The 23,140-nt window shown below is 59.3% G+C and carries 20 protein-coding genes; 8 read left to right on the top strand and 12 right to left on the bottom strand.

What is annotated here, in order from left to right; translation table 11 throughout:
• Nucleotides 1–2: 2 nt before the first annotated feature.
• From ABD112_RS12710 to ABD112_RS12690, 5 genes are read right to left on the bottom strand one after another with little or no spacing between them, the layout of a single operon-like run.
• The gene (locus ABD112_RS12710) at nucleotides 3–1,133 is read right to left on the bottom strand and encodes a glycosyltransferase family 4 protein (RefSeq protein ID WP_343926402.1); all 1,131 of its coding nucleotides are present in this window, start codon (nucleotides 1,131–1,133) and stop codon (nucleotides 3–5) included.
• On the bottom strand, nucleotides 1,130–1,984 hold the full coding sequence (gene rfbD, locus ABD112_RS12705) for a dTDP-4-dehydrorhamnose reductase (protein ID WP_343926401.1): 855 nt from the start codon (nucleotides 1,982–1,984) through the stop codon (nucleotides 1,130–1,132). The genes ABD112_RS12710 and rfbD overlap by 4 nt, the downstream gene beginning before the upstream one ends.
• Nucleotides 1,981–2,964, bottom strand: a complete 984-nt coding sequence (gene rfbB / locus ABD112_RS12700; RefSeq protein WP_343926399.1) for a dTDP-glucose 4,6-dehydratase — start codon at nucleotides 2,962–2,964, stop codon at nucleotides 1,981–1,983. The genes rfbD and rfbB overlap by 4 nt, the downstream gene beginning before the upstream one ends.
• Nucleotides 2,961–3,974, bottom strand: a complete 1,014-nt coding sequence (locus ABD112_RS12695; RefSeq protein WP_343926397.1) for an NAD-dependent epimerase/dehydratase family protein — start codon at nucleotides 3,972–3,974, stop codon at nucleotides 2,961–2,963. The genes rfbB and ABD112_RS12695 overlap by 4 nt, the downstream gene beginning before the upstream one ends.
• A gap of 53 nt (nucleotides 3,975–4,027) precedes the next feature.
• Nucleotides 4,028–4,966 (bottom strand): glycosyltransferase family 2 protein, encoded by a 939-nt coding sequence (locus tag ABD112_RS12690; RefSeq protein ID WP_343926395.1) that lies wholly within the window; start codon nucleotides 4,964–4,966, stop codon nucleotides 4,028–4,030.
• 66 nt (nucleotides 4,967–5,032) lie between these two features.
• Between ABD112_RS12690 and ABD112_RS12685 the strand changes: the two genes are divergently transcribed.
• The 6 genes from ABD112_RS12685 (at nucleotide 5,033) to ABD112_RS12660 (ending at nucleotide 12,119) form a co-directional block, all read left to right on the top strand.
• Entirely contained in the window at nucleotides 5,033–6,025 is a 993-nt protein-coding gene (locus tag ABD112_RS12685; RefSeq protein ID WP_343926394.1) for a glycosyltransferase family 2 protein, read from the top strand.
• 95 nt (nucleotides 6,026–6,120) lie between these two features.
• On the top strand, nucleotides 6,121–6,732 hold the full coding sequence (locus ABD112_RS12680; RefSeq protein ID WP_343926392.1) for a dTDP-4-dehydrorhamnose 3,5-epimerase family protein: 612 nt from the start codon (nucleotides 6,121–6,123) through the stop codon (nucleotides 6,730–6,732).
• On the top strand, nucleotides 6,732–7,601 hold the full coding sequence (rfbA, locus tag ABD112_RS12675) for a glucose-1-phosphate thymidylyltransferase RfbA (protein WP_343926390.1): 870 nt from the start codon (nucleotides 6,732–6,734) through the stop codon (nucleotides 7,599–7,601). Before ABD112_RS12680 ends, rfbA begins: the two co-directional genes overlap by 1 nt.
• Nucleotides 7,598–8,953: a glycosyltransferase family 4 protein gene (locus ABD112_RS12670; RefSeq protein WP_343926388.1), complete on the top strand. Its 1,356-nt coding sequence runs from the start codon at nucleotides 7,598–7,600 to the stop codon at nucleotides 8,951–8,953. The genes rfbA and ABD112_RS12670 overlap by 4 nt, the downstream gene beginning before the upstream one ends.
• 47 nt (nucleotides 8,954–9,000) lie before the next feature.
• Entirely contained in the window at nucleotides 9,001–10,521 is a 1,521-nt protein-coding gene (locus ABD112_RS12665) for a DUF2142 domain-containing protein (RefSeq protein WP_343926386.1), read from the top strand.
• Between the two features lie 14 nt (nucleotides 10,522–10,535).
• The gene (locus ABD112_RS12660) at nucleotides 10,536–12,119 is read left to right on the top strand and encodes a DUF2142 domain-containing protein (RefSeq protein WP_343926384.1); all 1,584 of its coding nucleotides are present in this window, start codon (nucleotides 10,536–10,538) and stop codon (nucleotides 12,117–12,119) included.
• Here ABD112_RS12660 and ABD112_RS12655 read toward each other — a convergent pair.
• Nucleotides 12,097–13,392, bottom strand: a complete 1,296-nt coding sequence (locus tag ABD112_RS12655) for a nucleotide sugar dehydrogenase (protein WP_343926382.1) — start codon at nucleotides 13,390–13,392, stop codon at nucleotides 12,097–12,099. The two genes, ABD112_RS12660 and ABD112_RS12655, sit on opposite strands and share 23 nt — an antisense overlap.
• A gap of 153 nt (nucleotides 13,393–13,545) precedes the next feature.
• Here ABD112_RS12655 and ABD112_RS12650 point away from each other — a divergent pair, with 153 nt between their 5' ends.
• Nucleotides 13,546–14,637 (top strand): glycosyltransferase family 4 protein, encoded by a 1,092-nt coding sequence (locus ABD112_RS12650; protein ID WP_343926380.1) that lies wholly within the window; start codon nucleotides 13,546–13,548, stop codon nucleotides 14,635–14,637.
• Between the two features lie 26 nt (nucleotides 14,638–14,663).
• On the opposite strand, the gene ABD112_RS12645 is transcribed toward ABD112_RS12650, so the two are convergent.
• Both ABD112_RS12645 and ABD112_RS12640 read right to left on the bottom strand, forming a co-directional pair.
• On the bottom strand, nucleotides 14,664–15,167 hold the full coding sequence (locus ABD112_RS12645) for a hypothetical protein (RefSeq protein ID WP_343926379.1): 504 nt from the start codon (nucleotides 15,165–15,167) through the stop codon (nucleotides 14,664–14,666).
• A complete protein-coding gene (locus ABD112_RS12640; RefSeq protein ID WP_343926378.1) occupies nucleotides 15,164–16,492 on the bottom strand; it encodes a glycosyltransferase family protein in 1,329 nt (442 codons plus the stop codon). The genes ABD112_RS12645 and ABD112_RS12640 overlap by 4 nt, the downstream gene beginning before the upstream one ends.
• Nucleotides 16,493–16,556: 64 nt before the next feature.
• Here ABD112_RS12640 and wecB point away from each other — a divergent pair, with 64 nt between their 5' ends.
• Nucleotides 16,557–17,621, top strand: coding sequence for a non-hydrolyzing UDP-N-acetylglucosamine 2-epimerase (gene wecB, locus ABD112_RS12635; protein WP_343926377.1), 1,065 nt, complete (start codon nucleotides 16,557–16,559; stop codon nucleotides 17,619–17,621).
• Here wecB and ABD112_RS12630 read toward each other — a convergent pair.
• Genes ABD112_RS12630 through ABD112_RS12615 form a run of 4 tightly spaced genes read right to left on the bottom strand, consistent with a single transcriptional unit; the run spans nucleotide 17,618 to nucleotide 22,995 of the window.
• A complete protein-coding gene (locus ABD112_RS12630; protein ID WP_343926375.1) occupies nucleotides 17,618–19,408 on the bottom strand; it encodes an ABC transporter ATP-binding protein in 1,791 nt (596 codons plus the stop codon). The two genes, wecB and ABD112_RS12630, sit on opposite strands and share 4 nt — an antisense overlap.
• 52 nt (nucleotides 19,409–19,460) lie before the next feature.
• The gene (locus ABD112_RS12625; RefSeq protein WP_343926373.1) at nucleotides 19,461–20,621 is read right to left on the bottom strand and encodes a glycosyltransferase family 4 protein; all 1,161 of its coding nucleotides are present in this window, start codon (nucleotides 20,619–20,621) and stop codon (nucleotides 19,461–19,463) included.
• On the bottom strand, nucleotides 20,618–21,781 hold the full coding sequence (locus tag ABD112_RS12620; protein WP_343926371.1) for a glycosyltransferase: 1,164 nt from the start codon (nucleotides 21,779–21,781) through the stop codon (nucleotides 20,618–20,620). Before ABD112_RS12620 ends, ABD112_RS12625 begins: the two co-directional genes overlap by 4 nt.
• 35 nt (nucleotides 21,782–21,816) lie before the next feature.
• Entirely contained in the window at nucleotides 21,817–22,995 is a 1,179-nt protein-coding gene (locus ABD112_RS12615; protein WP_343926369.1) for a glycosyltransferase, read from the bottom strand.
• Nucleotides 22,996–23,140: the final 145 nt, after the last annotated feature.

Below are 23,140 nucleotides of genomic sequence, written 5' to 3'. Positions count from 1 at the left end.
TTCTACAGGTCGGCGTGAAGCTGCCAGACTTTCTCCGCAGACATGCGCCAATTGAACGCGCGAGCACGATCCTGGCCCGCATAGAACAAGCGTTCCGCGAATGGGGCGTCATCGAGCACGCGCCTAATGCCGTCGGCAAGCGCCTCGGCGTAGCCTTCAGCTGGTTCTCGCTCAACTACGACACCCGCGTCCGCAGCCAGCTCCACAAGCGCGGGTGCATCTGAATGCACGACGGGAATGCCGAATGAGAGCGCCTCAAGCACCGGCATCCCGAAACCAACATCGAGGTTGGGGTAGACGAAGGCCGCAGTATGATCGAAGGTGACCGACAGATCGTCGTTGCTGAGCGTGCCCATGCAACGAACGCGTTCGGGGCTAATCTTCTCTGCTGCCACAAACTCGGCAACTGTTGCGTCGTCAGGCTCTGGGCCGACGAGGAGCAGCACAACATCGTCGTCAAGTTCGTGAAGAGCACGAATGAGGTGATCGATTCCGCGGTGTGGCTCAAGCCCGCCGATGGCCAGCAGGAATCGCAATGGCAGGTCGAGTTCGTTGGCACGTTCATCAACGTTGTCGGGAATGTGCAGGCTCGAACTTGCCGCACCGCTAATCACACGAACACGGTCACCGAAATTTGCAATACCTTCGAGCTGTTGCAGAACGGTGTGACTGGGAACGACAATCGCGTCCGCATACTTTTCGGCGCGCTTGAGCATCGCGCGAGCCCAGCTCGCTTGGCGACTTCCCAAGGAATCGGGTCGGGTCCACGCCACTACGTCGTGCACGGTTACGACTATCTGATCACCGCGGTTGAGGCGGTCATGTCGTCTGAGTGGGGCGAGCAGGCTGGTCGCATGCAGGATCCCGTTGCCGGGGACCTTAGTGAATCCGTGTTGCCAGGACGCACGAAGTTCGCGACGACTGAGGGCGCTCTTGTGAAGCTTCGCGAGGTTCGGCAGTCGTTCGGCGATGAGAGCGTACTCGTCTTCGGTTGACGCCGACACAAAGGCTTCAACAAAACAGTTGCTTGGCGCACTCGCAATGAGCCCGCGTGTCAACTCTTCGGAATACCGGGCGACACTGCCGCGAGTCGGCGAGAGCATCTCATCGATGATGACGCGGAGAGTGGTCATTCTGCAGTCAATGCTCCTGAATCAAAGGCGGCTTGAAGTGCCTGTTTCCAATCACGCATCGGTTCAATCCCCGCATCGAGCCACGCTTGGTGACCAAGTACAGAGAAGCTTGGTCGCGGCGCAGGCCGCTGAAAAGCTGAACTGTCGGTCGGCTTGACCCTATCAGGATCGAGTCCGGCGCAGACGAAGACAGCCTGCGCTAGGTCGAACCACGTCGCTTGCCCAGAGCTGGTGCCATGAAAGATTCCCGACGGAGTACCAGCATCAACCAGCGCCACAATCTGGCCGGCCAAATCTCCAGTCCAAGTCGGCTGTCCACGCTGATCGTTCACAACTTCCAGAGTTTCACGATCGACAGCGAGCCTGAGCATCGTGCGGGGAAAGCTCGAACCGTGCTGGCCATAAAGCCATGCTGTACGCACAATCGCCGTGTGGCCGGGGTTGTGCTCAAGCGCCAGCAGTTCACCCGCTGCTTTCGTGCGGCCATACGCCGACACCGGATGCCGCGGAGCGTCTTCCGCGTACGGCTCAGTGGCCGTGCCGTCAAACACATAATCCGTGGAGAGCTGCACGAGTCGTGACCCGTGCTTCGCGGCGGCGAGGGCGAGATTGTGAGGGCCAACCGCATTGACAAGGTGGGCGTTCGCTTCGTCGGTTTCTGCATCATCCACTCGGGTGTAAGCCGAGGTATTGATAATGACGTCGAACCCGCTCAGAACCTCAAGGGCGGCCTCACGGTCGGTGATGTCTAGCTCTTTGCGCGTTAGCGCGGTAGCGTCGCGACCACTAAGCGCGTGCATGAGGTCGGTGCCGAGCATTCCGGCGGCGCCGACAACCGCAATTCGGGTCACAGGGCAGCCTTAGCCTTGAGTGGCTCCCACCACTGGCGATTTTCGCGGTACCACTGCACAACGTCGGCAAGCCCAGTTTCGAACGGCACCTGGGGTGCGTAGCCGAGCTCGGAGCTGATCTTAGAAATGTCGACGCTATAGCGCAGGTCGTGACCGAGGCGGTCTTCGACGCGGTCGACCGACGACCAATCGGTGCCGGTGTGATCGAGAAGCATCTGGGTGAGCTCTTTATTGGTGAGTTCGGTGCCGCCGCCGATGTTGTAGATCTCGCCAGCGCGACCGCCGCTGACGACTAGTGCAATGCCGCGGCAGTGGTCGTCGACATGCAGCCAGTCACGCACGTTGTTGCCCTCGCCATAGAGAGGAACGTGCTTGCCGTCAATCAGATTGGTGACGAACAGCGGGATCAGCTTCTCGGGAAAGTGGTATGGCCCGTAGTTGTTGGAGCAGCGCGTGATGGACACGTTGAGGCCGTGCGTGCGGAAGTAGCTGCGTGCGAGCAGATCGCTGCCTGCCTTCGACGCCGAGTATGGCGAGTTGGGCTCGAGCGGGCGCAACTCATCCCAGGATCCCTCTTCGATCGAACCGTAAACCTCGTCGGTGGAGACGTGGATGAAACGCGGAGTCTTCGCGCGCAGCGCTGCATCGAGCAGTCGTTGGGTGCCGAGCACGTTGGTCTCGACGAATGCGCTCGCATCGCGCACGGAACGGTCGACGTGTGACTCGGCAGCGAAGTGCACAATGGCGTCGATGTCGCCAAGCAGCTGATCGAGCAGGTCAGCATCGCGAATGTCGCCCTCAACGAACGTATACCGCGGGGAGTCGGCAACGGGGGCAAGATTCTCGAGGTTGCCTGAGTACGTCAGTGCATCAAGCACCACGACATCCGCGCCAGCGAGACCCGGGTAGGTGTCTTCGATGGTGCGTCGAACAAAGTTTGAGCCAATAAATCCGGCGCCGCCGGTCACGAGAATCTTCATGAGGAGTTCCTGTCGGTCTTAGGCGTTGAGCTGGGGGCGGGCGCCGATGCGCCGGTGGCGGGAAACTCTGAGGCGAGGGTTCGCTTGAGCGCTTCCTGCAAGCTGTAGGTTGCGGTGTAGCCGGAGTCGCGAAGACGGTCGGTGTTCACCGTGGTGTCGGCGGCAAACTTGCGAATGCGCACCGCACTAATCGGAAAAGTACGTCGAGTGATTTTAGCGGCAGCATCGAAAACGTAGCCTGCAGCTATCCCCAGGGGGAGCGGCAAACGCACGCCGCTGGCGCCGTGCACGTTCATCTCGTCACGCAGAATCGAGATGAGTTCTTTCGTCGAGAGGTCGGGTTTGTCGGCGAAGTTGCGAATCTCAATGCCGGTCGGTGCGTCGAGGCGGCTCGCGATGTAGCCAACGATATTGCCGACGTACGCCATCGACTTCTTGTTCTCGCCCTTGCCGACCATGATGAAGCGGCCAGAGGAAACCTGCTTGGCGAGGTTGTAGACATTGCCGCGGTTGCCTTCGCCGAACACGACTGAGGGGCGCACCATCGCTAGCGAGCGCGTGGCATCCGCGTTCGCCCACTCGCTGAAAACTCCTTCGGCGGCGAGCTTCGAGCGACCGTATTCGTTGAAGGGTTCGGGCACCGAATCCTCGGTGGCGTTGTTCTTGTCGAGCCCATAGAGCGCGACAGTGCTGGTGAATACGATGCGCTGGATGCCGTTGGCTTCGGCTGCAGCCACGATGGCGTGTGCGCCTCCAACGTTGACCTCGGTGTACAGGCTCAAGGGGGAGACGTCGTCGCGGTGCTCGGCGGCGAGGTTGATGATCGCGTCGTGACCTGCGCTTGCCGCAGTGAGTTCCGCGGCAGAACGCACATCGCCGGCAACCGACTGCGCCGGGAAGCGCGGTGACACGTGACGGTCAAAGTTGGTGAAATCGTGCCCCTGCTCGTGCAGAGTTTCTAGGAGGCGAGAGCCGATAAAGCCACTGCCGCCGACGACGAGAATTTTCATAAAGTTACCTTGTCCGTTCACGACAGATTGCTCATTCACGACAGATTGTCCATTCACCACACGCCAGCGCCAATCAATAGCGCAATTATCCATTGATCTCTTGGGCGGCGCCTGAGTTGTGACGCGCGACGAGCCAGAGCGAGGCGAGCGCGAAGGTTTCGTTGATCGACGAGGTCGCGTATCCGGAGTAGTTCTGGGCGGTGTTCGTCGTCGGCCACGCTGAGGGCGACGCGAGTCAGCAGGCGTGCCTGACCGCGGTGCCACTGTTCACGTACCAGCGAGAGGCGCGAAAGTGCGGAGCGAGCTCCGACGTTTGCGCCCATAACGTTGGCATCGTGTTGGCGGTATTCCACGGTTGGCACGGAGTCGATGTGCCAGGTCCAGCCGTGCGCTCGTGCCAGCACGTACAGCAACCAGTCGTGGTACTGCGGCGGCTTTGTCGTCGCCGGGGAATTGAGGTAATCGCGGGCCAGTGCAACAAGTCGGTTCGACATGAGGAAGGTCGAGCCGGGTCCAGGGCTTTCGAGCAAGTAGTCGAAGCGGCGTTGGGGAAAGTCCTTCTTCACGAGACTCTGCTCGCCGTCCGGCGTGAATGACATCACATTCGACGAGACACCGTCAACAGCGAGCGCGGCACTCAGTCGTGCATGGGAGGCAAGTTTGGTCGGCACCCAAATGTCATCCTGATCACAGAACGCATAAAACTCACGGTCCGCGGGCACCAACTGAATGAGGCGATAGAAATTGGCGGCGGCACTGCCTGATGCGCCATCGCTAGGGATGATCGTCAATCGAGGTTCGGTGGCGGCACGCTCGGCTAGCCACTCGGCGGTGCCATCTGTCGAGGCATCGTCACGCGCGAAGATTTCTACCTCAACGCCTGACTGCGTGAGCACGCTATCGAGCTGTTCGGGGAGCCAACGACGACCGTTGTGGGTCGCCAACAGCACGGCGACGCGGGGGAGAACCCCAGAGGTGAAATCGGCAGGCATAGCTCAACAATGATAGTTGGCTTGGCGTTGCGCAATGCCGCACCCTTCCCGCCGTAGGCTGGAGCAATGAGCGCGCCTGAGCCGACCCCCAGCATCTCGGTGGCTTTGTGCACGCACAACGGCGCCACCTACATCGAAGAACAGCTCGTCAGCATTCTCGAGCAGGTGCCAGCGCCCGAGCAGCTTGTGGTTTCGGATGACGCCTCCAGCGATGAGACGATCGCCCGAGTGCGTGAGGTCGCGGCCCGCTATCCCGCTGTTGCGTTGACGGTCTTCGAGAACACCCCGCCACTGGGCGTGACCAAAAACTTTGAGCAAGCGATTCGTGCGTGCTCCGGCGATCTCATCGCTTTGAGCGATCAGGATGACGTGTGGCATTCAGGACGGCTTGCGCTGTTTCTGGCAGGGTTTGCCGCGCAGCCCACCGTTGCTCTCCTCCACAGTGATGCTCGACTCGTCGATGCCGCGGGGCAGCCGCTCGGCCACACGCTCGCCGAGGCACTCGGAGTGAGTGCAGGCGAGGTGGCGAGCATCCACAGCGGTGACGCGTTCTCGGCACTGCTTCGCCGCAACCTCGTGACGGGCGCGTGCACTGTCTTTCGTCGGAGCCTCGTGGAGTTTGCAGCACCCTTTCCGTCGTCGTGGGTTCACGACGAATGGCTGGGGGTGATTGCTGCCGCAGTCGCCACGACCGATTTTATCGAGCAGCCCACGATCGACTACCGCCAGCATGGAGCCAACCAGATCGGTGCGACGAAGTTGACGCTTGCGGGCAAGTTTGGGCGCATGATGGAGCCTCGTCGAGCGCGCAATGCTCGGCTCGAAACCAACAACTCGGTGCTGGTCGACCGGTTGCAGCGACTCGGTTCGCGGGTGAGTGACGACAAGGTGCACCGCGCGCTGGCGAAGCTCGATCACGAACGCATGCGCAACGCGCTTCCTGAAACTCGACTGCGGCGCATTCCCGCGATTTCTCGGGCGTTCTTCGCCGGCCACTACGGTCGCTACTCGCGTGGTCCTCTCGACGCCGTGCGTGACGTTCTGCAACCCGTCGACTGAAGCAGGCAAGCCTCAGCCGGCTCTGTGGGCTCGCTTAGTGCGCGCTGCGGGCGCCGTGAACTGAGTTCTAAGCCTTGCCGGGTAGGATTCCGGGTGTGCAGATACGTGAACTCTCGGTGCCGGATTCCTACGAAATCACCCCTAAACAATTCGCTGACGACCGCGGCGTTTTCTTGGAGTGGTACCGGTTCGACAAGCTTGAAGAGGCAGTGGGCCACCCTCTCGACCTTCGGCAGGCAAACACGTCGGTTTCACAGCGCGGCGTTGTGCGGGGCATCCACTATGCGGATGTTCCTCCCGGGCAGGGCAAATACGTCACCGTTACGCACGGTGCCGGCATCGACTTTGTGGTCGACATTCGCGAGGGCTCACCCACGTTTGGTCAGTGGGACTCGGTCATTCTCGACACCGTCGACCGCCGTGCCGTCTATGTTGCTGAGGGGCTCGGCCACGCCTTTATTGCGCTCACCGATGACGCCACTCTCACCTATCTCGTAAGCGATATCTACAAGCCAGGCGCAGAACACGACATCAATGTGCTCGACCCCGAGATCGGTCTCGAATTTCCCCCAGAACTTGGCGACCTCGTACTCTCGCCCAAAGACAAAGTGGCGCCCACTCTCGCCCAGCGCCTAGCAGACGGCTCGCTGCCGTCCTACGCTGCCGTTAAGGAGTACTACGAGGCGAACCGAAAGGAACGCATTTAATGCGCGGAATCATTCTGGCTGGCGGCAGTGGAACACGCCTCTGGCCCATCACTAAGGGCATCTCGAAGCAACTCATGCCCATCTATGACAAGCCGATGGTGTACTACCCCTTGTCAACTCTGATGAGTGCGGGCATCCGCGAAATTTTGATCATCACGACCCCGGATGACCAGGCGCAGTTCCAGCGACTGCTTGGCGATGGCAGCGAACTCGGTATCGAGCTGACGTATGCCGTACAGCCCTCGCCAGACGGCCTCGCTCAGGCTTTCATCATTGGTGAAGAGTTCATCGGCGACGAAAAGGTCGCTCTCGTGCTTGGCGACAACATCTTCCACGGCGTCGGGCTCGGATCGAATCTGCGCACGCACAACGACGTCGACGGTTCGCTGATTTTTGCGTACCACGTGCGCAACCCGCGCGCCTATGGCGTTGTTGAGTTCGACGAGAACTTCATCGCTCAGTCGATCGAAGAGAAGCCGCTCGAGCCCAAGAGCAACTATGCAGTACCCGGCCTGTACTTCTACGACAACTCGGTCATCGAAATCGCCAAGTCGATCACGCCAAGCGCGCGCGGTGAACTCGAAATATCGACGATCAACGAGCACTATCTCGACCGCGGCCAGTTGCAGGTGAACGTGCTCGATCGTGGCACAGCCTGGCTCGACACCGGAACGTTTGAGTCGATGGTTCAGGCCACCGAATTCGTGCGCGTCATCGAAGACCGCCAAGGCTACAAGATTGGCTGCATTGAAGAAATCGCGTGGCGTGCCGGCTGGATTTCGGATGATCAGCTTGCCGCCCTCGCAGCACCCCTCGTCAAGAGCGGCTACGGCGTATACCTCGAAGGACTGTTGGCGGCCGCACGGTGACACGTGTACTGATCATCACGGGCGACCCCATTGGGCCGCGGATGGCAGGTCCAGCCATCCGGTCGTGGAATATGGCGTTCGCGCTCGCCGAAGCGGGCAACGAGGTCACCCTCATGACCACGACCAAGCTGCAGAAGGTGGATGCTCCGTTCGACCTCACGCTCGTCATGCCGGGGGAGAACGATTCGTTCGCGAAGCTTGAACAGTGGTGCCACGTTGTCGTGTTCCAGGGTCACGCTATGCGTCAGTTCGAGCTCTTGCGCACGACTGACAAGATCACTGTCGTTGACATCTACGACCCCATGCACCTCGAGATGCTCGAACAGGGTCGTGAGCTCGCGCGCGCCACCTGGGAGTTGCGCGTCACAACCTCTACTGAGGTGCTTAACGAGCAACTCGCCCTCGGCGACTTCTTCATGTGTGCCTCTGAGCGCCAACGACTTTTCTACTTCGGCCAGCTTGCGGCTCTGGGGCGGCTCAGCCCCGCAACGTACGAGAACGATCCGCACCTCGAAGGCCTCCTCAGCGTTGTGCCGTTTGGGCTCGAGGGTACGCCGCCCGCTCACACCCGCGACACTCTCAAGGGCGTGCTGCCGGGCATCGATTCCGATGACAAACTCATGATCTGGGGCGGCGGGGTTTACAGCTGGTTTGATCCCAAAACTCTGATCCGCGCGGTTGCGAAACTGGCTGAGACTCGCGATACGGCCAGACTCTATTTTCTGGGCACCCGGCATCCGGGCGTAGACCAGATGGGCATCGTGCGTGAGTCGCACGATCTCGCTAGTGGACTCGGTGCGCTCAACACATCGGTGTTCTTCAACGAAGAGTGGGTCGACTACGCCGACCGCCAGAACTATCTGACCGAAGCGGATGCCGGAGTCAGCACCCACATGTCGCATATCGAAACCACGTTCTCGTTTCGCACGCGCATTCTCGACTACCTCTGGGCCGGACTGCCCATGGTGGTTACCGAGGGCGACAGCTTTGCTGACCTCATCGAAACAGAAGGACTCGGCCTCACGGTGCCCGCGCAGGATGTGGATGCTCTTGCCGCAGCTCTCGACCGCGTGCTCTATGACGAAGCCTTCATCGTCGAGTGCCAACGCAATGTCGCTCGAGTGCGTGAAGACTTCTACTGGCAGCGCACCCTTGCTCCACTTGTGAATTTTGTTGCCAACCCGCAGCATGCGGCCGACCACGAAGCAACTCGTCGCCGTGGCGTCACGTTGGGCCAAAAAGTGCGCAAACCCTACGGATTTCGGCACGATGTGCGCATGGCGTGGCATCACCTGCGGCACACCGGGGTGAAGGCGACAGTAGACAAAGCGTTCGCGCGGTTGCGCCGTTAGCGGTCGCTCACAGCAGACTCTGAGTTTGTTCGCGTTAGCTTTATCCAATGTTTACTGGCGTGCGCTCCGTGTTGTCACGTTCAGGCCGTCGAATCGGACTGCTCGTGGCACCCTTTCTGGTGTTCGCTGCGCTCGCCGCATGGGCGCTCTCATCGCCCGTCGGTTCTAGCCCCGATGATGACTTTCATCTGACCAGCATTTGGTGTGCGACCGGCAATTCTGAGTACTGCGCACCCAGTGGTGATCCTGGTACAAGGCTCGTGCCCCCTGCCGTCGCCGACCCCGCGTGCTTTGCCTACGACGCGGACAAGAGTGCCGGATGCCAGAACCGCATTGACTTCACCGCAGGCGCCACAGAAGAGACCGAACGAGGCAACTTCGCCGGCGGATATCCCGTGGTCTACTACGGCACCATGAGCCTGTTTGTGGGGCCGGATGTCCACGCCTCCGTGCTCGTGATGCGCCTCATAAACATCACACTTTTTGTGGGGCTCGGCGTTGCCCTCTACCTGCTGCTGCCGGTCAACCGTCGCCAAATTTTGGTGTGGCAGTGGGCGCTCACGACCGTACCGCTTGGCCTCTTTGTGCTGTCGTCTAATAACCCGAGCGCCTGGGCTCTCATGGGTATTGGATACGGCTGGCTTGCGCTGCTCGGCTTCTATGAGGCATACGGTAGAAAGCGGATTGGGCTGGGCGTGGTGTTCCTGCTCACCGCGGTGATGGCATCCGGTTCTCGCAGTGATGCCACGATCTTCTTCGTACTCGCCGTCTTCGCGGCCGCCATTCTCGCGTTCCAGAGCACGCGACGTTACTGGCTGTCGTCGCTGTTGCCTGTTGCGGGCTTTGTAATTTGTGCGTTGCTATTTCGCTCGTCACGATCAGTGGATGTTGTGACGGGTGGTCTGGACGAGCAATTGACGCTTGGCGTGCTCATTCCCCGTATCGCATACAACCTCACTGAGGTGCCCTCGATCTGGACCGGAATCTTTGGTCAGTCGTGGGGCCTCGGCTGGCTGGACACTTCGATGCCAGCGATTGTGTGGGCGAGCGGTCTTGCGGCCTTAATCGGCGCGGGATTCGTTGCGGCACGTGCGGGCTCGGTTCGCAAGTTCATCGTCGTGGCGCTTGGAGCTCTTGCTTTGGCGGTGATCCCCGTTACGCTTCTTGTACTTGCGGGCAAAGATGTGGGCGAAGATTTTCAGCCTCGTTATTTGCTGCCTTTAGTTGTGGTGTTTACGGGTGCAGTATTTTTCACGACGGCACGACAAACAATCACTTTCAGTCGCCCTCAGGTTTGGCTTGTAGTGATCGCTCTCTCAGGAGCTAATTTCGTCGCATTGCATCTCAATATTCGACGCTACGTGACTGGCATTGATGCCCTCAATGCCGACCTTGATGCCGGGAGGCAGTGGTGGTGGCAGCTCATCGTCACACCCAACATCACGTGGGTTGTTGGTTCAATTGCTTTTGGTCTCGCACTGGCCATCTTGTTGCCGAGGCAACGCGAGACCATTCCGTTGACGGCAGAGTTGCCTGCACCAGTTGCTGCCGTGAACAGCCCTGTCTGATATAGCCTGTACTGATGCGACCCGGCAGCCAGCAAATGTCCTCTGCGCGCAGCGGGGAGACTCGACGATTTGGTCGGTTCCGTCTCATATTTCTTGCTCCGTTTTTCGCTTTGATCGCTTTGACAGCGTGGGCGTTTGCCTCACCAATGGGGGCATCTCCTGACGACGACTACCACCTGGTGAGTATCTGGTGTTCCACCGGTGACGAGGCGTACTGTCAGCCCGGTTCAGTTGAAAAGTCGCGTTTTGTCCCAGAAGCGGTACTGGAATCGCCGTGTTATGCCTTCTTCGATAATAGAAGTGCCGAATGCCAGGAGCAGTTGGACTTCACCACCGATGAGCTGGTTGAAACCGCACGTGGAAACTTTGTCGGGGCCTACCCGCCGGTGTATTACTCAGTGATGAGTGTGTTCGTGGGGGACAATATCTTGGTTTCCGTCATGCTCATGCGGTTGTTCAACATCCTACTTTTCGTGGGGATAACTACTGCCCTCTACGTGTTGCTTCCCATTCAGCGTCGCCCTGCGCTGGTGTGGGGGTGGCTTATCACCACGATGCCGCTGGGGCTGTTCTTGATTGCATCGAACAACCCGAGCGGCTGGGCGATCGCTGGAGTCGGTACCGCATGGCTTGCTCTCTTGGGTTACTACGAAACGACGGGACGTGGCAAGACGATTGCTCTCGGCGCACTCTTTACGCTGGCGGTATTCATGGCAGCTGGTTCCCGTGGTGACTCAGCGCTCTATGTCGCTGGAGCAATTGGTGTCGTCTGGGTGCTCACGTTTGAACGCTCCCGTCAGTTTGTCGTGCGTTCAGCACTGCCTGCTGCGATGCTCGCAGTGAGCGCCGTATTTTTCCTTATGTCTCGTCAAGTCTCGAGTGGCATCTCCGGGTTTAGCGGGGGTTCGAATGCGCAGACAATCGGCACCCAGGCGGCGGATAATCTCGAAAACTTGGCCGGCTTTGGCCTCCTCGCCTACAACCTCTTGAACGTTCCTTCGCTGTGGGTTGGGGTGTTTGGCGGATGGTCTCTGGGATGGATCGATACGTCGATGCCTGCGGTCGTCACGCTTTTGGCGTTGGCTGTATTCATTGGCATTGGGTTTGCCGGATTGTCGGTGCTCAACGCCCGAAAGGCGTTTGTGGTCGCCGGAGTCGGCTTCGTGCTCTGGGCACTCCCCACTTATGTATTGACTCAGGGCGGCGACAAGGTGGGGGAGCAGGTTCAGCCTCGGTACATTCTGCCGCTGATTGTGCTTCTTGGCGGGCTCTTGGTTCTGCAGGCCGGACGCAAACGGTTCACCTTGGGGCGGGTTCAGTCTGTTGTTGTTGTTCTGGCTCTCAGCGGTGCGAATCTAGTCGCGCTGCACATGAATATGCGTCGATACATCACGGGCAATGACGTACCCGGATGGAACCTCAACGCTGGCGCGGAGTGGTTCTGGTCGGGAGCACCCGCACCGATGGTTGTGTGGGCTGTGGGTTCTGCAGCGTTCGCGGGCCTCGTAGTTATTCTGGCGCGCGAAATGTCGATCTCAGCGGCGCTGGTACCTGAGATCGACAGCAGCGAAGAAACTAAGCTGTCGGCTTTCCGATAACGCGGTAGGTAACTCCGGGCCACTGCTCGGCGCCGCTCACACGGCGTCCGTCAACGAACGTGCGGATTCCCGGGAGCTGTTCTGCTCTCAGGGTGCGGTATTCCTGGTGATCGGCTTGCACTACTGCCGCGTCGATCTGCTCGCCGTAGTGGTATGGGGTGAAGCCGAGTTTGCTCAACTCTTCGTCGGTGTAGAGCGGGTCGTGCACGAGCACGGTTGCTCCACGGCTCGTGAGCGCATCTACAGCGGCGAAGACGCCCGAGAATGCGGTCTCTTTGACTTCGCCGCGGTAGGCGGCTCCGAGTACGACGACGCGTGCATTGGTGAGGTCGCCGTGGGCGCCCTCGAGCAGGCCAATTGTGTAGTCGGGCATTCCGGCGTTCGCTTCGCGTGCGGCGCGCACAATGGTGGCGTCAGGGTCGTTCCAGAGGTAAAGACGGGGGTAGACAGGGATGCAGTGGCCGCCGACGGCAATGCCGGGTTGGTGGATGTGGCTGAACGGCTGAGAGTTCGTGGCCTGAATTACCGCGTAAACATCGATGCCGTTCTGGCCTGCAAAGCGGGCAAACTGGTTCGCAAGGCCGATGTTTACGTCGCGATAAGTGGTCTCTGCCAGCTTGGCGAGTTCGGATGCTTCCGCTGAACCGAGATCCCAGACACCGTTTTCGCGCGCAAGGTCGGGACGCTCATCGAAGTCGAGTACAGCGTTGTAGAAGTCTGTCGCCTGTTTGGCGCCTTCATCCGAAAGGCCACCGACGAGCTTGGGGTACTTGCGGAGATCTTCGAAGACGCGCCCGGTGAGGACGCGCTCGGGGGAGAACACGAGGTGGAAGTCCTTGCCTTCCGTGAGGCCGGAGACTTCTTCGAGAAGCGGCTTCCAGCGGTTGCGGGTCGTGCCGACGGGGAGTGTGGTTTCGTAGGAGACGAGGGTGCCGGGGGTGAGGTGCTCGCCGAGCGAGCGGGTCGCAACATCCATCCAGCCGAAGTCTGGCTTTGCGTCCTTGTCGACGAACAGCGGCACAACAAGCACAACAGCGTCGGCCTCAGGAATTGCGTCAGCATAGTTGGTCGTCGCGCGAAGCTTTCCCGCGGGTACCAACTCGCTGAGGTGCTCCTGCAGGTGCGCTTCGCCGGGGAAGGGCTCGATGCCCTTGTTGATGAGGTCGACGAACTCGGCGTTGATGTCAACACCCACGACGTCGTGACCCTTCGAGGCAAACTGAACGGCCAAGGGGAGGCCGATTTTACCGAGGGCAACAACTGCGATTTTCACGAAATACGGTCCTTATGTCTGCTTGGCCTTCTGCGTGTGAACTAGTCGAGTCTAGATGTTCGCAGACGCTTAAGCGCTGTGATCGCTGGAACGGCGAGCTTCGTGCAGGCGCTGGTCTAAAGACCGAGCCGCGCGCGGTGCTATCGTGATGCGGTGCGCGTACTGATGATCACTCCGTGGTTCCCAACTCCTGGCTCTGCGGAGTCAGGGATCTTTGTCGTGCGGGATGCCCTCGCGCTACGCGCGGATCACACGGTGAAAGTGCTCCACCTCGATTCGGAGCCTTCTGCATCGTCGCGAAGTGGTGCGACCGAGGTTCGGGGAGTGCCCACTCTGCGTGTTCCGTTCAACAGGTGGCGCGTTCGCGACTGGTTTTCGGCCCTTAAAGCGGTGCGGGCTGCAGCAAACGAGGCGGATGTCGTTCACACGCACGCGCTCTCGGGGATTATTCTCTTCGCGTTTGCCCGACCAGGCAAGAACACGCGCTGGGTGCACACCGAGCATTGGTCAGGGTTAACTGCGCCGGAAACTCTGTCGCCGCGAGGGCGCATCAGTCGTCGCGCGCTCATGCCGATTCTCGCTCGTCCCGACGCGGTAATTGTTGCGTGCGAGCGACTGGCACGAACAATCCGCACAGTGCGCAGTAAGCCGATCGTCACGATTCCGTGCGTCGTCGTTCCACCGGCCTCCGTTGCTCCCGCCCCCAGCGATTCGGCAGTGCTGAGAATCGTCGGTATTGGTGGAATTATCGAACGTAAAGGCGCGATTTGTGCGCTCGAAACCGTTGCAGAGCTCCAGCGTCGAGGCGTCACGGCCCACCTCACTTGGGTGGGCGACGGTCCCCAGCGTAATGAGCTGGTTGCCCGTGCGCGTGAGCTGCAACTCGACGATCAACTGACTCTGACAGGTGCTCTGAGCGAGGCTGAGGTCGGAGAGCAACTCGACGCGTCGGATCTGTTTCTTCTCCCCACGCTTGGCGACAACTTTTGCATTGTGGTTGCCGAAGCGCTGTCACACGGCCGCCCAATCGTGAGTGGTGCGGATACCGGTGCCGTCGACTATTCAGCCCCAGAGGTTTCGCGGTTCGTCGTTGACGCAAAGAACCCGCTGGCGTACGCGGATGCGATCGTCGATTTGTTGGCCGCGACCAGTGCCGTAAGCGCGGAAGACGTTGCAGCGACCGTCAGCGGTCGCTTTACTCCGGAACGTGTCAGCGAACTCTTGACGGCGGCCTACACGGCATAGCGAGCGGCCAGACCAGCGGATGCTTGCTAGTCAGCGTCTGCGAGCGCGAAGCTGAGCCCCAGCCCATACGCGCGAGTGTCGTACTCGGCGTGGGTGCACCATCCGCGCTTAGCGGCGATCCACGCCGTCTTTACCGCGGCCAGATCAGCGGCGATCACAACGTCGGCGTTCTTGAGGGCCTTTAGCGCGGCCGGCTCTCGACGAATGTGTCGCCAGAACACTCGACCCTGGTCTAGGGGCCCGATGGAGTTGACGAGTCGCCCGAGCGGGAACGTTGCGAGTCGCGCATAGAGGGCTCGTGCTCCAATGGCGTGCAGCGCTCGGTGGGTTAGGGAGAGTCGTGAGCGATCAATCGCAATGTTCTGGCTAACCACAGCAACGTCGCGGTCGAAGCCGAGCGAGACCACCGACAGTTCGATGTCACCCACGTTGTCGTTCAGGAGCGACTCAAGGTAGGACGTCTCTCCGCTGAGGGTCGCGCCGGCGGAGGAGTTGGGAACACCGCCAATGAGGAGAAGCACTCTTTTCACTTCCGACCACTTTCGATCACTTCGCGCAGCGCAGCTATGCGTGGCGAAAGTTGGGCGTCGCGTTCGAGATGCGCAGCCCACGTTCGTGCGGCATCCCGAGACTGCGGCGTTGAATTCGCTGCAGCAATGGCAGCGGCCCCGATGGCCTCCGCGAATGCTTCTGCGCTCACTTCGACTGCAGGATGCACGCTTGGATAGCCCTCGAGAATCGCGGTTGCCGCGGTGACGGGGTCATGAAGCGCGGCGATGGGCAACCCCGTCGACGCGTACTCAAAGACTTTGCCGCTCGTCACATATTTGCTCTTGCTGATGACTAAAAGCACGGCATCAAAATCTTGGTACGTTGCGGACACCTGCGTCTTGCTGACCGGGCCTCCGTAGCTCACGTTTTCGCTCTCAAACGACTTCAACAGGTTCGCGGCTTCTTGGTCAGCTTCTGCGAAGTGTCCGAGTCGTCCGCGGAACACCAGTCGAGCATCCACCAACTGTGGCACCAGGGCGCGGGCTTGAGCCCAACCTTCGAGAGCTTCGCGGAGGGGAATCGGACCGTAGATCGTGCCCAAGTAGCCGAACACGAGCGGGGCGTTCTTGGGGTGCACAGTATCTGTATCGCCGACGAAACTGGTGTCGTATCCGTTCGCGACAACCTGAAACTTGTTGGCTGCGTGAGGGTATTCAGAACCATGCCACCGTTTGATTGGCTCGTTGACGAACCAAGCCTCCGTGCATCTCGCCAACAGCGAGCGTTCGAGGCGATTCGACCGGTGCCAACGTTCTCCTACGCGCTTACCTGAGTACACGTTGAGGTGCCAAGCGTCACGATGGTCAATGACGAACGGAGTTCCGTAGCGACGGTTCAGGTAGTTGGCTGGTGCAAAGTCCACGTTGGGGTTCGCCGTGCCGATGACTAGATCTACCGGGAAGGCGGCGTTGATGCGCTCGGCTGCCTCTTCCAGTGGCTTGCGCCACGATCCATACGCGAGCTCGGGAAACTGAGCGAGCGAAACCAGCCACCGCGAGGCGTTCCACAACAACGACGAGAAGACCCGCAGCCGTGACCACGAGCCAATATTGGTGTCTCCGCGTTCAGGATCGAACGGAATGCGGACGACGGTGATGCGAGGGTCGATCGATTTGACGGTCTCTGGGTCTGAACCAGTGAGCCTTTCATAGGTGTCTTCTGTGGCGGTGAGAACTGTCACCTTCCAACCGTCACGAACGAAAGCGTTCGCTGTCGCGAGTGCGCGGTACATTCCCGCGTTGCGTGCGGGCGGGAACGCCCATGCAACGTAGAGCAGGTGGGGGTGGTTTTCTTCGGAGACCATTGTGGATTAGTTTATTGGGTTTAGCTCCGGCTTAGTGCAGCGGAGCCTTGCTAGGCTCTGTAACGTGCGAGTACTAAGTGTCGTGGGCGCGCGCCCACAGTTTGTAAAGTTGGCTCCGATCTCCCAAGCGATGAGGGGGAGAGTTGAACACATCGTTGTTCACACTGGGCAGCACTATGACGAACTCATGTCAGATGTGTTCTTCCGTGACCTCGGCATAGACGCACCTGATGTCAACCTCGCGATCGGTTCTGGCAAGCACGGCGCACAGACGGGAGCGATGCTCGCACAACTAGAACCTGTTATTGAGCAGTACCAACCAGATTGGGTTCTCGTCTACGGCGATACGAACTCGACCTTGGCAGCGACAATCGCAGCGATCAAAATCCACGTGCCCGTTGCGCACCTCGAAGCAGGTTTGCGCTCGTTTAACCGTCGGATGCCTGAGGAACATAATCGCGTACTGACAGATCACGCTGCGGACTTACTCTTGGCACCCACACAGGTTGCGATGGATCATCTCGAGCACGAGGGGCTCGCAGAAAAGTCTGTCCTGGTCGGCGATGTGATGACTGATGTGTTGTATTCGGTTCGCGACCGCGTTCTCGAGAACCCGCTTCCGCTCCCGGAAGGCGTCGAGCCCAATGCGTACTATCTCGCTACCCTCCACCGTCCGGACAACACCGATAACCCAGAGCGTCTGGCCGAAATTATTTCGCAGCTCGGGGCTTTGAAGCATCCAGTGCTCCTTGCAGCGCACCCGCGACTCGTAGGTTTCGCCGAGACTCACCAGATCGATTTGAATCAGGGCTCTATTCGAGCGATCAGCCCGTTGGCATACCCGGCGCTCGTTTCAGCGGTGAGCAACAGCGCGGGAGTCGTCACTGATTCAGGCGGTCTGCAGAAGGAAGCGTTCCTGTTGCGTGTGCCATGCACCACGATCCGTCCGGAAACTGAGTGGGTCGAGACGGTAACTTTCGGATGGAACGAACTCGTCAGCAAAGACCTCTCGCAGCTGAAGTCAAGCGTTGAGCGCGAGCGCCCTGCCGACACCGACGAAGCACCCTACGGCGTTGGGGCTGCAGCGGAGGCTGTGGTCGACGCCTTGCTCGCGCACAAGCGCGGCTAGTCTTCGCGCGGGCCGAGTCCCGCCAGCTTCGCCTGAATAGCGAAGTCGGGAACCTTGGCGACTAGTTCGTCGAACGTTCCCGCTTCGACGACTTTTCCATCACGCATGAAGAAGATCTGGTCGGCTTCTTTCACCGTTGACAGGCGGTGCGCGACCGTGACGATCGTCATCGACCCCTTGAGGCGACGGATTGCATCGCCTACGGCTGCTTCTGTCGTGGTGTCGAGTGCGCTAGTTGCCTCGTCCATGACCAAAAACAGCGGCTCCGCGTAGAGTGCGCGGGCGATGCCCAGCCTTTGTCGCTGACCGCCCGAGAGCGAAAGTCCGCGCTCGCCGATTCGCGCCTGGATTCCTCCCTCTCTGGACTCGATTGTTTCGAGAAGCTGAGCTTGCCGTAACGCCTCGCGCACTTTGACTTCGTCAAAATTATTGGTCCACGTGAGCGCCACATTTTGGGCGACAGTTGCGTCGAAAAGTGCAACATCTTGAGGCACGTAGGCAACATGATCGCGCCATGCGCGCGTCATCCGGTTCAGTGCGACGCCATCGATATCTACGGTGCCCGTCGTCGGCGGCATGAGTCCGAGAAGAATGTCAACAATTGTCGATTTGCCAGCACCTGACGCGCCGACAAAGGCCACCGTTGATCCGAACGGAATGTTCAGGCTTACCTCGTCAAGTGCGCTTGCTCCACCAGGGTTGTACTTAAAAGTGACATCGCTCAAGGTGAGGTTTGCGGAACTAGCGGGAAGCTCTTCCAGTCCGAGCTCATCGCTCTCATGGGTGCTCAATTCAGAACGCTTGATCTCGGCCAGAACCGCTCGTGCCTGCGGCTCGCTCGTTGCCATTTGCGAAACGATTGATTGGAATCGAACTACGGAGGGAGCCATCCGGAAACCGGCAAGACCGAACAGTGCTACCGCTGTGGTTGCTTCAGTCACGCCACCGCTGGCGAGCCCAACGAGCCCGACGACGACGAATCCACCGATGAGCCCGGACTCCAGAATGAATCGTGGGACTTGTCCCAAGAATTGAGCGTTCGAGCGTGCCTGAGTTGTTCTGCGCCGATTCGCTCGAACGACATCAGCTGCTTCTTGGGACTTGTTGCGCAGCGTCACTTCCTTGAGTGCGCCAACCATCTCGGTGATCAGCCGTGAGCTGCGCAGCGAATAGCGCAAACCCACTCGCCCTGCCTCTCGCGATCGTTTCGTAACCCAGAAGAATAGGATCAGGCCAAGGAGGCTGAGGTAGATGAGTGCAGTTAGCGCAACAAGCGGCTGCACGAGCGCGAGGACAACTACGACTGCTACGAAGCTGAAGACCTCGCCGGGGAGTGTGGTTATTGGCCGAAGGTAGCTTGAGACCATTGCCGAGACACTGCTGTCTGTCAGACGAACGACGTCTGCAGAGTTGCGCTTGAGACGTTCAATCCAGCCGGACTTGAGGTAGCTGTCGAAGAGTCTGGAGCCGATGACGAGCTCGAAGTTTGCAAATACGCGAGTAGCGCGCCAAATAACCAGGATCGATAGCACTCCCTTCAGGATGATGAGGAGGCAAATGAGGCCGAGGGCAACGAGAAGCCCGTTTGAGCTGACTGTTCCGATTATCGGGAAGCTCGGATCGGTGCCGTTGATGATCGGCCCAATGACTAAGGCGAGCAAACCGAGAGCAGCCGCGTCGAGGGTCGAAAGCAGCGACAACGAAAGCGAGTAGCGAACGAGGAATCGCTGGGCTTTTACAGGCAGCACACTAAGGATCTCTCGGTACAACTTCCACGCTTTTTTCACAAGGTCTCCTGGGGCGATTTCTGTGCTGCGGGACGATTGCCCGCTCACGACTTTACTTGAGCGTTGTGGCAGACAAGCTGAGCGCGATGGCATCGCTGCCGCGCTCGGCCGCAGCTTGAAGCGAATAGTTCGCAGTCAACCACTCAACTTTGGGTGGTGCTAAGTCTGTCCGGTCGCGTTGCGCGGCTTCAAGCATTGCCTCTGCTACCGCTGTGACGTCCCAGTCAACGGCCCACCCAAGCTCGTGCTTGATTGCGAGCTCTCGAATCGGCCCTACCCCTGCGAAGAGAAGTGGAGTTCCACAGGCGACGGCGACGAGCGCTTTGGTGGGAATCGCGAAGTCATATCCGAGACCGGGGCGGACTGACGCGAGTCCCGCGTGGGCGCCGCGCAAGTGGGCTGCGACAACTTCCGACTCGACGAAACCGTGAAACTCGACTCGATCGCCGACGGGCTCGGCTATTTTCTTGAGCTTCTTGACATCAACGCCCCCTCCGAACATTTTCAGACGAATGGTCGGATGTTGTTGAGCTACGCGCACAAAGGCTTCGACAAAAACTTCGGAGCCTTGAAACTCTGACATCGTGCCGGCGTAGACGAAGTAGGGCGCATCGGATGTGACGCTTGGCCCAGTCGGGCGGTATATCGATGTGTCGACTCCGGTGCCAACGATCGTAATCTTCGACTGATCCGAGACGAGCGCACGGAGCTCCTCCTTCACGCCTTCGGAGACCGCGAGCACGCCGCGAGCACCCTTAAGTGCAAACCGCTCCATCGCTGTTACTAGCTTGACGACGAGGACGGGTGCTCCAATTGTCCTGACTGCAGCAGAGGTGACGTCTGCGGAATAGTAAAAGTACGGCGTCCGACGAATGCCTAGCGCGATTCGAGCAACGAGGCCCGTTGTGGGCGGCGGTTCGACAACGACAAACGCCGATCTCGGGGCGAAGAGAAGCCTGAAGAAGAGGGGGATGTCGAAGCTCGCGTATTGGAGGTAACCACGAACCGATCCGGACGGGTCTCGAAGCACAGGCCAACGGCGCACATTCTTGCTGCTGCGCGGACCGCTTGGCGCGCTAGTCGTTAGTACCAACACCGAGTAGCCCCGCGATTCGAGAGCCGCGGTCAACTGTTCTAGTCGATACGCTGCTGCGGTTCCTTCAGGTGCATATACTCGGCTTGCGAGAATGGCCCGCTTGTGAGGCGAGGTCATCGCGTTCGCCTCGCTGAACCGTCGTTCTTGTTTCGGTACTCGTCGATCGCGTTAAGGAATATGGAGCCTTCCGCTTCTGCATTGAGCACGTCGGCGGCTCGGTGCGCTGCGTCCTTCAGCGCGCGAATCCGCTCTGCTGTCAGACCATTAATTGTCGCAGCGAGTTGGTCAGCCGTCCATCCCGGGACGACGACTCCAACACCGAATTCATCCACGATTTGCGCCATCATGGGGCTTTGCCCGATGATTACTCCCATGCGTGCCTGAATCGCTTCGAAGAATTTGTTGGGCAGCGAGAATTCCAGATTCACGGCAGTTGGCTGGTAAAAAATGATCTCAAGATCGAACTCGTTGATCCGCGAGGGAACATCAGTCATCGGCACGGGATCCACAAACATCACGCGTTCTCCGAACGGGTGCGCGAGCTCCTTGACCTGCGAAATGACTGAAGGATTTCCTGTCAACATGAACGTCATCGAGAAGCGTTTGTCGATGTGCGGGAGCGCAGCGAAAATCTCCTTGAATCCCCGCGCCCAGCTCGCCATCCCGTGAAATGCCAACGTGATGTTCTCTTCTGAGACGGCTGACGGGATCAAGTCTTCACGCGGTGGGCTGTTCCGGACTAGCTTGGGCAGCTCTACGCCGAAGTCATCAACATAGAGTTCCGCAATTCGACTAGCCACTGTTGTGCGTGTGTCGATGGCGTGATGGCCAATCAGCGAGCGCCTCCATCGGTAGTACCGATCCGTGAGCACCCGTCGAATGCTGACGAGCTTCAACCTGGGGTCGCGATACTCGTGCATGTCGAGGTGAATCTGCCGGTCAAGAGCAGCGGGAGTAAAAATTCTGCGGCGTGTGAGAAGCGGCAGGAAGTCGTAATCTTCAAAAACAATGCAGTCGTAGTCTGCGGCCGCGATTTTGGTAAGTAATTCGTTTGGTATCCGGTCGAGCATCAGGAATTGGAACCGGGATTGAGCAGGAAGCCCGCCGTAAATCAGAGCTGACCCCAACCGCGAACGCACCCAGGGAGCTTGCTGCAGCAGGGCGAAGTGGGCGTCGACGGAACTCGCCGGGTGAGCTCCTAATCCAAGAGTGTCAATCAACCAGCCGTCACCTGATAGCCAGTCGATCTGGCGGCGAACCCGGGGGTCATTCTTCAAATCCGAGTAGGAAATTAATAGTATGCGTGGCTGAGTCAACTGTGATCTTTCTTGATTGAACTGAAGAACGCCGTGCGTTCCGATTCCGCTGAGATGGAGCGTGCGGCTCGGTCGGAGTTTGCTTTCATCGTTGAGACTTGCTCGGCGGTGAGCGACTCAATACTCTTCGCGAGATCGGCGCTCGACCATCCCTGGGAGATGACACCGTTGGAATACTCGCGAACGATTTCGGTCATCATGGTGCTCTCACCCATAACCAAAGCCAACCGTGCCTGCAATGCTTCAAAGAGCTTATTCGGGAGAGCGAACTCAAGGTTTCGGTTGAGCGGTGGGTAGAACATCACGAGAACGTCGTATTTGTTGATGTGTGTGGCGATTTGTTCGACGGGGACCGGGTCTTCAAAGGCAACACGCAAATTTTTGTCATCCACCGTGCGCATGTACTCGGCAATCTTGCGCTCGTCGCCCACGAGGATGAGGGTTAGCCTAAAGCGAGAGGAAACGGTTTCCATCGCTTCAAGCAACTCTGGGATGCCCCGAACGTCCGTTGCTGCACCGTGGTACAGCAGCTCGATCGCTTCTGGGTCTACGGCGCTCGGCGCCAGTTCAACATAGGCGGGTGCATTTCGCACAATCGCCATCGGGGGTATCCCGAGTTCTTTTGCGTAGAGTTCTGAAATGCCCGATGCGACGGTTGATCGCGTACTCAGCCGGCGATCACCGATAAAGGTGCGAATCCAGTCGTAGTACGGGGCTGCGAAGATGCGCCAGAGGCTATCGCGAGGAACGCGTGGTCTTACGTACTCGTGAATATCGAGGTGGATACCCTGCTCGATCACCTTGGAAGTAAACACTCGCTTGTCGCGGAGCCACGGCAAGAAATGGTGGTCGTTGAACAGGACCAGATCGTACTTATTCCCCGAAATAAGTCGCCTAACCTCAGCGGGAATCAAATTGCCCAGAAGGATTCGAAACTTCGTGCCGTGCGGCAACAGGCTGTAGAGCACTGCGGACCCGAATGGCGAGCGAGTCCATCGTGGGGGGTTGTTAGTGCCGAAGTGTGACTCCACGCCGGGCACGTGATGGCCAGCGGGCCCCACTGTGTCGACGGCCCAGCCTTCGCTCTTCAGCCAGTGGATCTGTCGCAGAACGCGTGGATCCCTAGTTATTGGCGACATCACAATGATGAGGGCTCGTCGATTGCTGTGCGCCATAGTGAGCCAATCCTAACTGCTGGTCGATTACGAGACGAGAGCGCCCGGGTTCTAGTTCGAAGTGCAACACGGTGTGGTTTCGTTCGATGATAGTTCTTGGAAGACTTCGGCGGGTGTTGCCCAGCCGAGGATTTTGCGTGGCCGG

Source organism: Rhodoglobus aureus (genome assembly GCF_039527955.1).
GTDB lineage: Bacteria > Actinomycetota > Actinomycetes > Actinomycetales > Microbacteriaceae > Rhodoglobus > Rhodoglobus aureus.
This window is presented reverse-complemented; position numbering and strand designations above follow the sequence as displayed.

Bases quoted from the DNA above. Each gene is read 5' to 3' on its own strand.
- ABD112_RS12690 (WP_343926395.1), bottom strand. From the start codon at position 4,966: ATGCCTGCCGATTTCACCTCTGGGGTTCTCCCCCGCGTCGCCGTGCTG.
- rfbA (WP_343926390.1), top strand. From the start codon at position 6,732: ATGCGCGGAATCATTCTGGCTGGCGGCAGTGGAACACGCCTCTGGCCC.
- ABD112_RS12660 (WP_343926384.1), top strand. From the start codon at position 10,536: ATGCGACCCGGCAGCCAGCAAATGTCCTCTGCGCGCAGCGGGGAGACT.
- ABD112_RS12665 (WP_343926386.1), top strand. From the start codon at position 9,001: ATGTTTACTGGCGTGCGCTCCGTGTTGTCACGTTCAGGCCGTCGAATC.
- rfbB (WP_343926399.1), bottom strand. From the start codon at position 2,964: ATGAAGATTCTCGTGACCGGCGGCGCCGGATTTATTGGCTCAAACTTT.
- ABD112_RS12710 (WP_343926402.1), bottom strand. From the start codon at position 1,133: ATGACCACTCTCCGCGTCATCATCGATGAGATGCTCTCGCCGACTCGC.
- ABD112_RS12685 (WP_343926394.1), top strand. From the start codon at position 5,033: ATGAGCGCGCCTGAGCCGACCCCCAGCATCTCGGTGGCTTTGTGCACG.
- ABD112_RS12695 (WP_343926397.1), bottom strand. From the start codon at position 3,974: ATGAAAATTCTCGTCGTCGGCGGCAGTGGCTTTATCGGCTCTCGCCTC.
- ABD112_RS12615 (WP_343926369.1), bottom strand. From the start codon at position 22,995: ATGGCGCACAGCAATCGACGAGCCCTCATCATTGTGATGTCGCCAATA.
- ABD112_RS12625 (WP_343926373.1), bottom strand. From the start codon at position 20,621: ATGACCTCGCCTCACAAGCGGGCCATTCTCGCAAGCCGAGTATATGCA.
- ABD112_RS12640 (WP_343926378.1), bottom strand. From the start codon at position 16,492: ATGGTCTCCGAAGAAAACCACCCCCACCTGCTCTACGTTGCATGGGCG.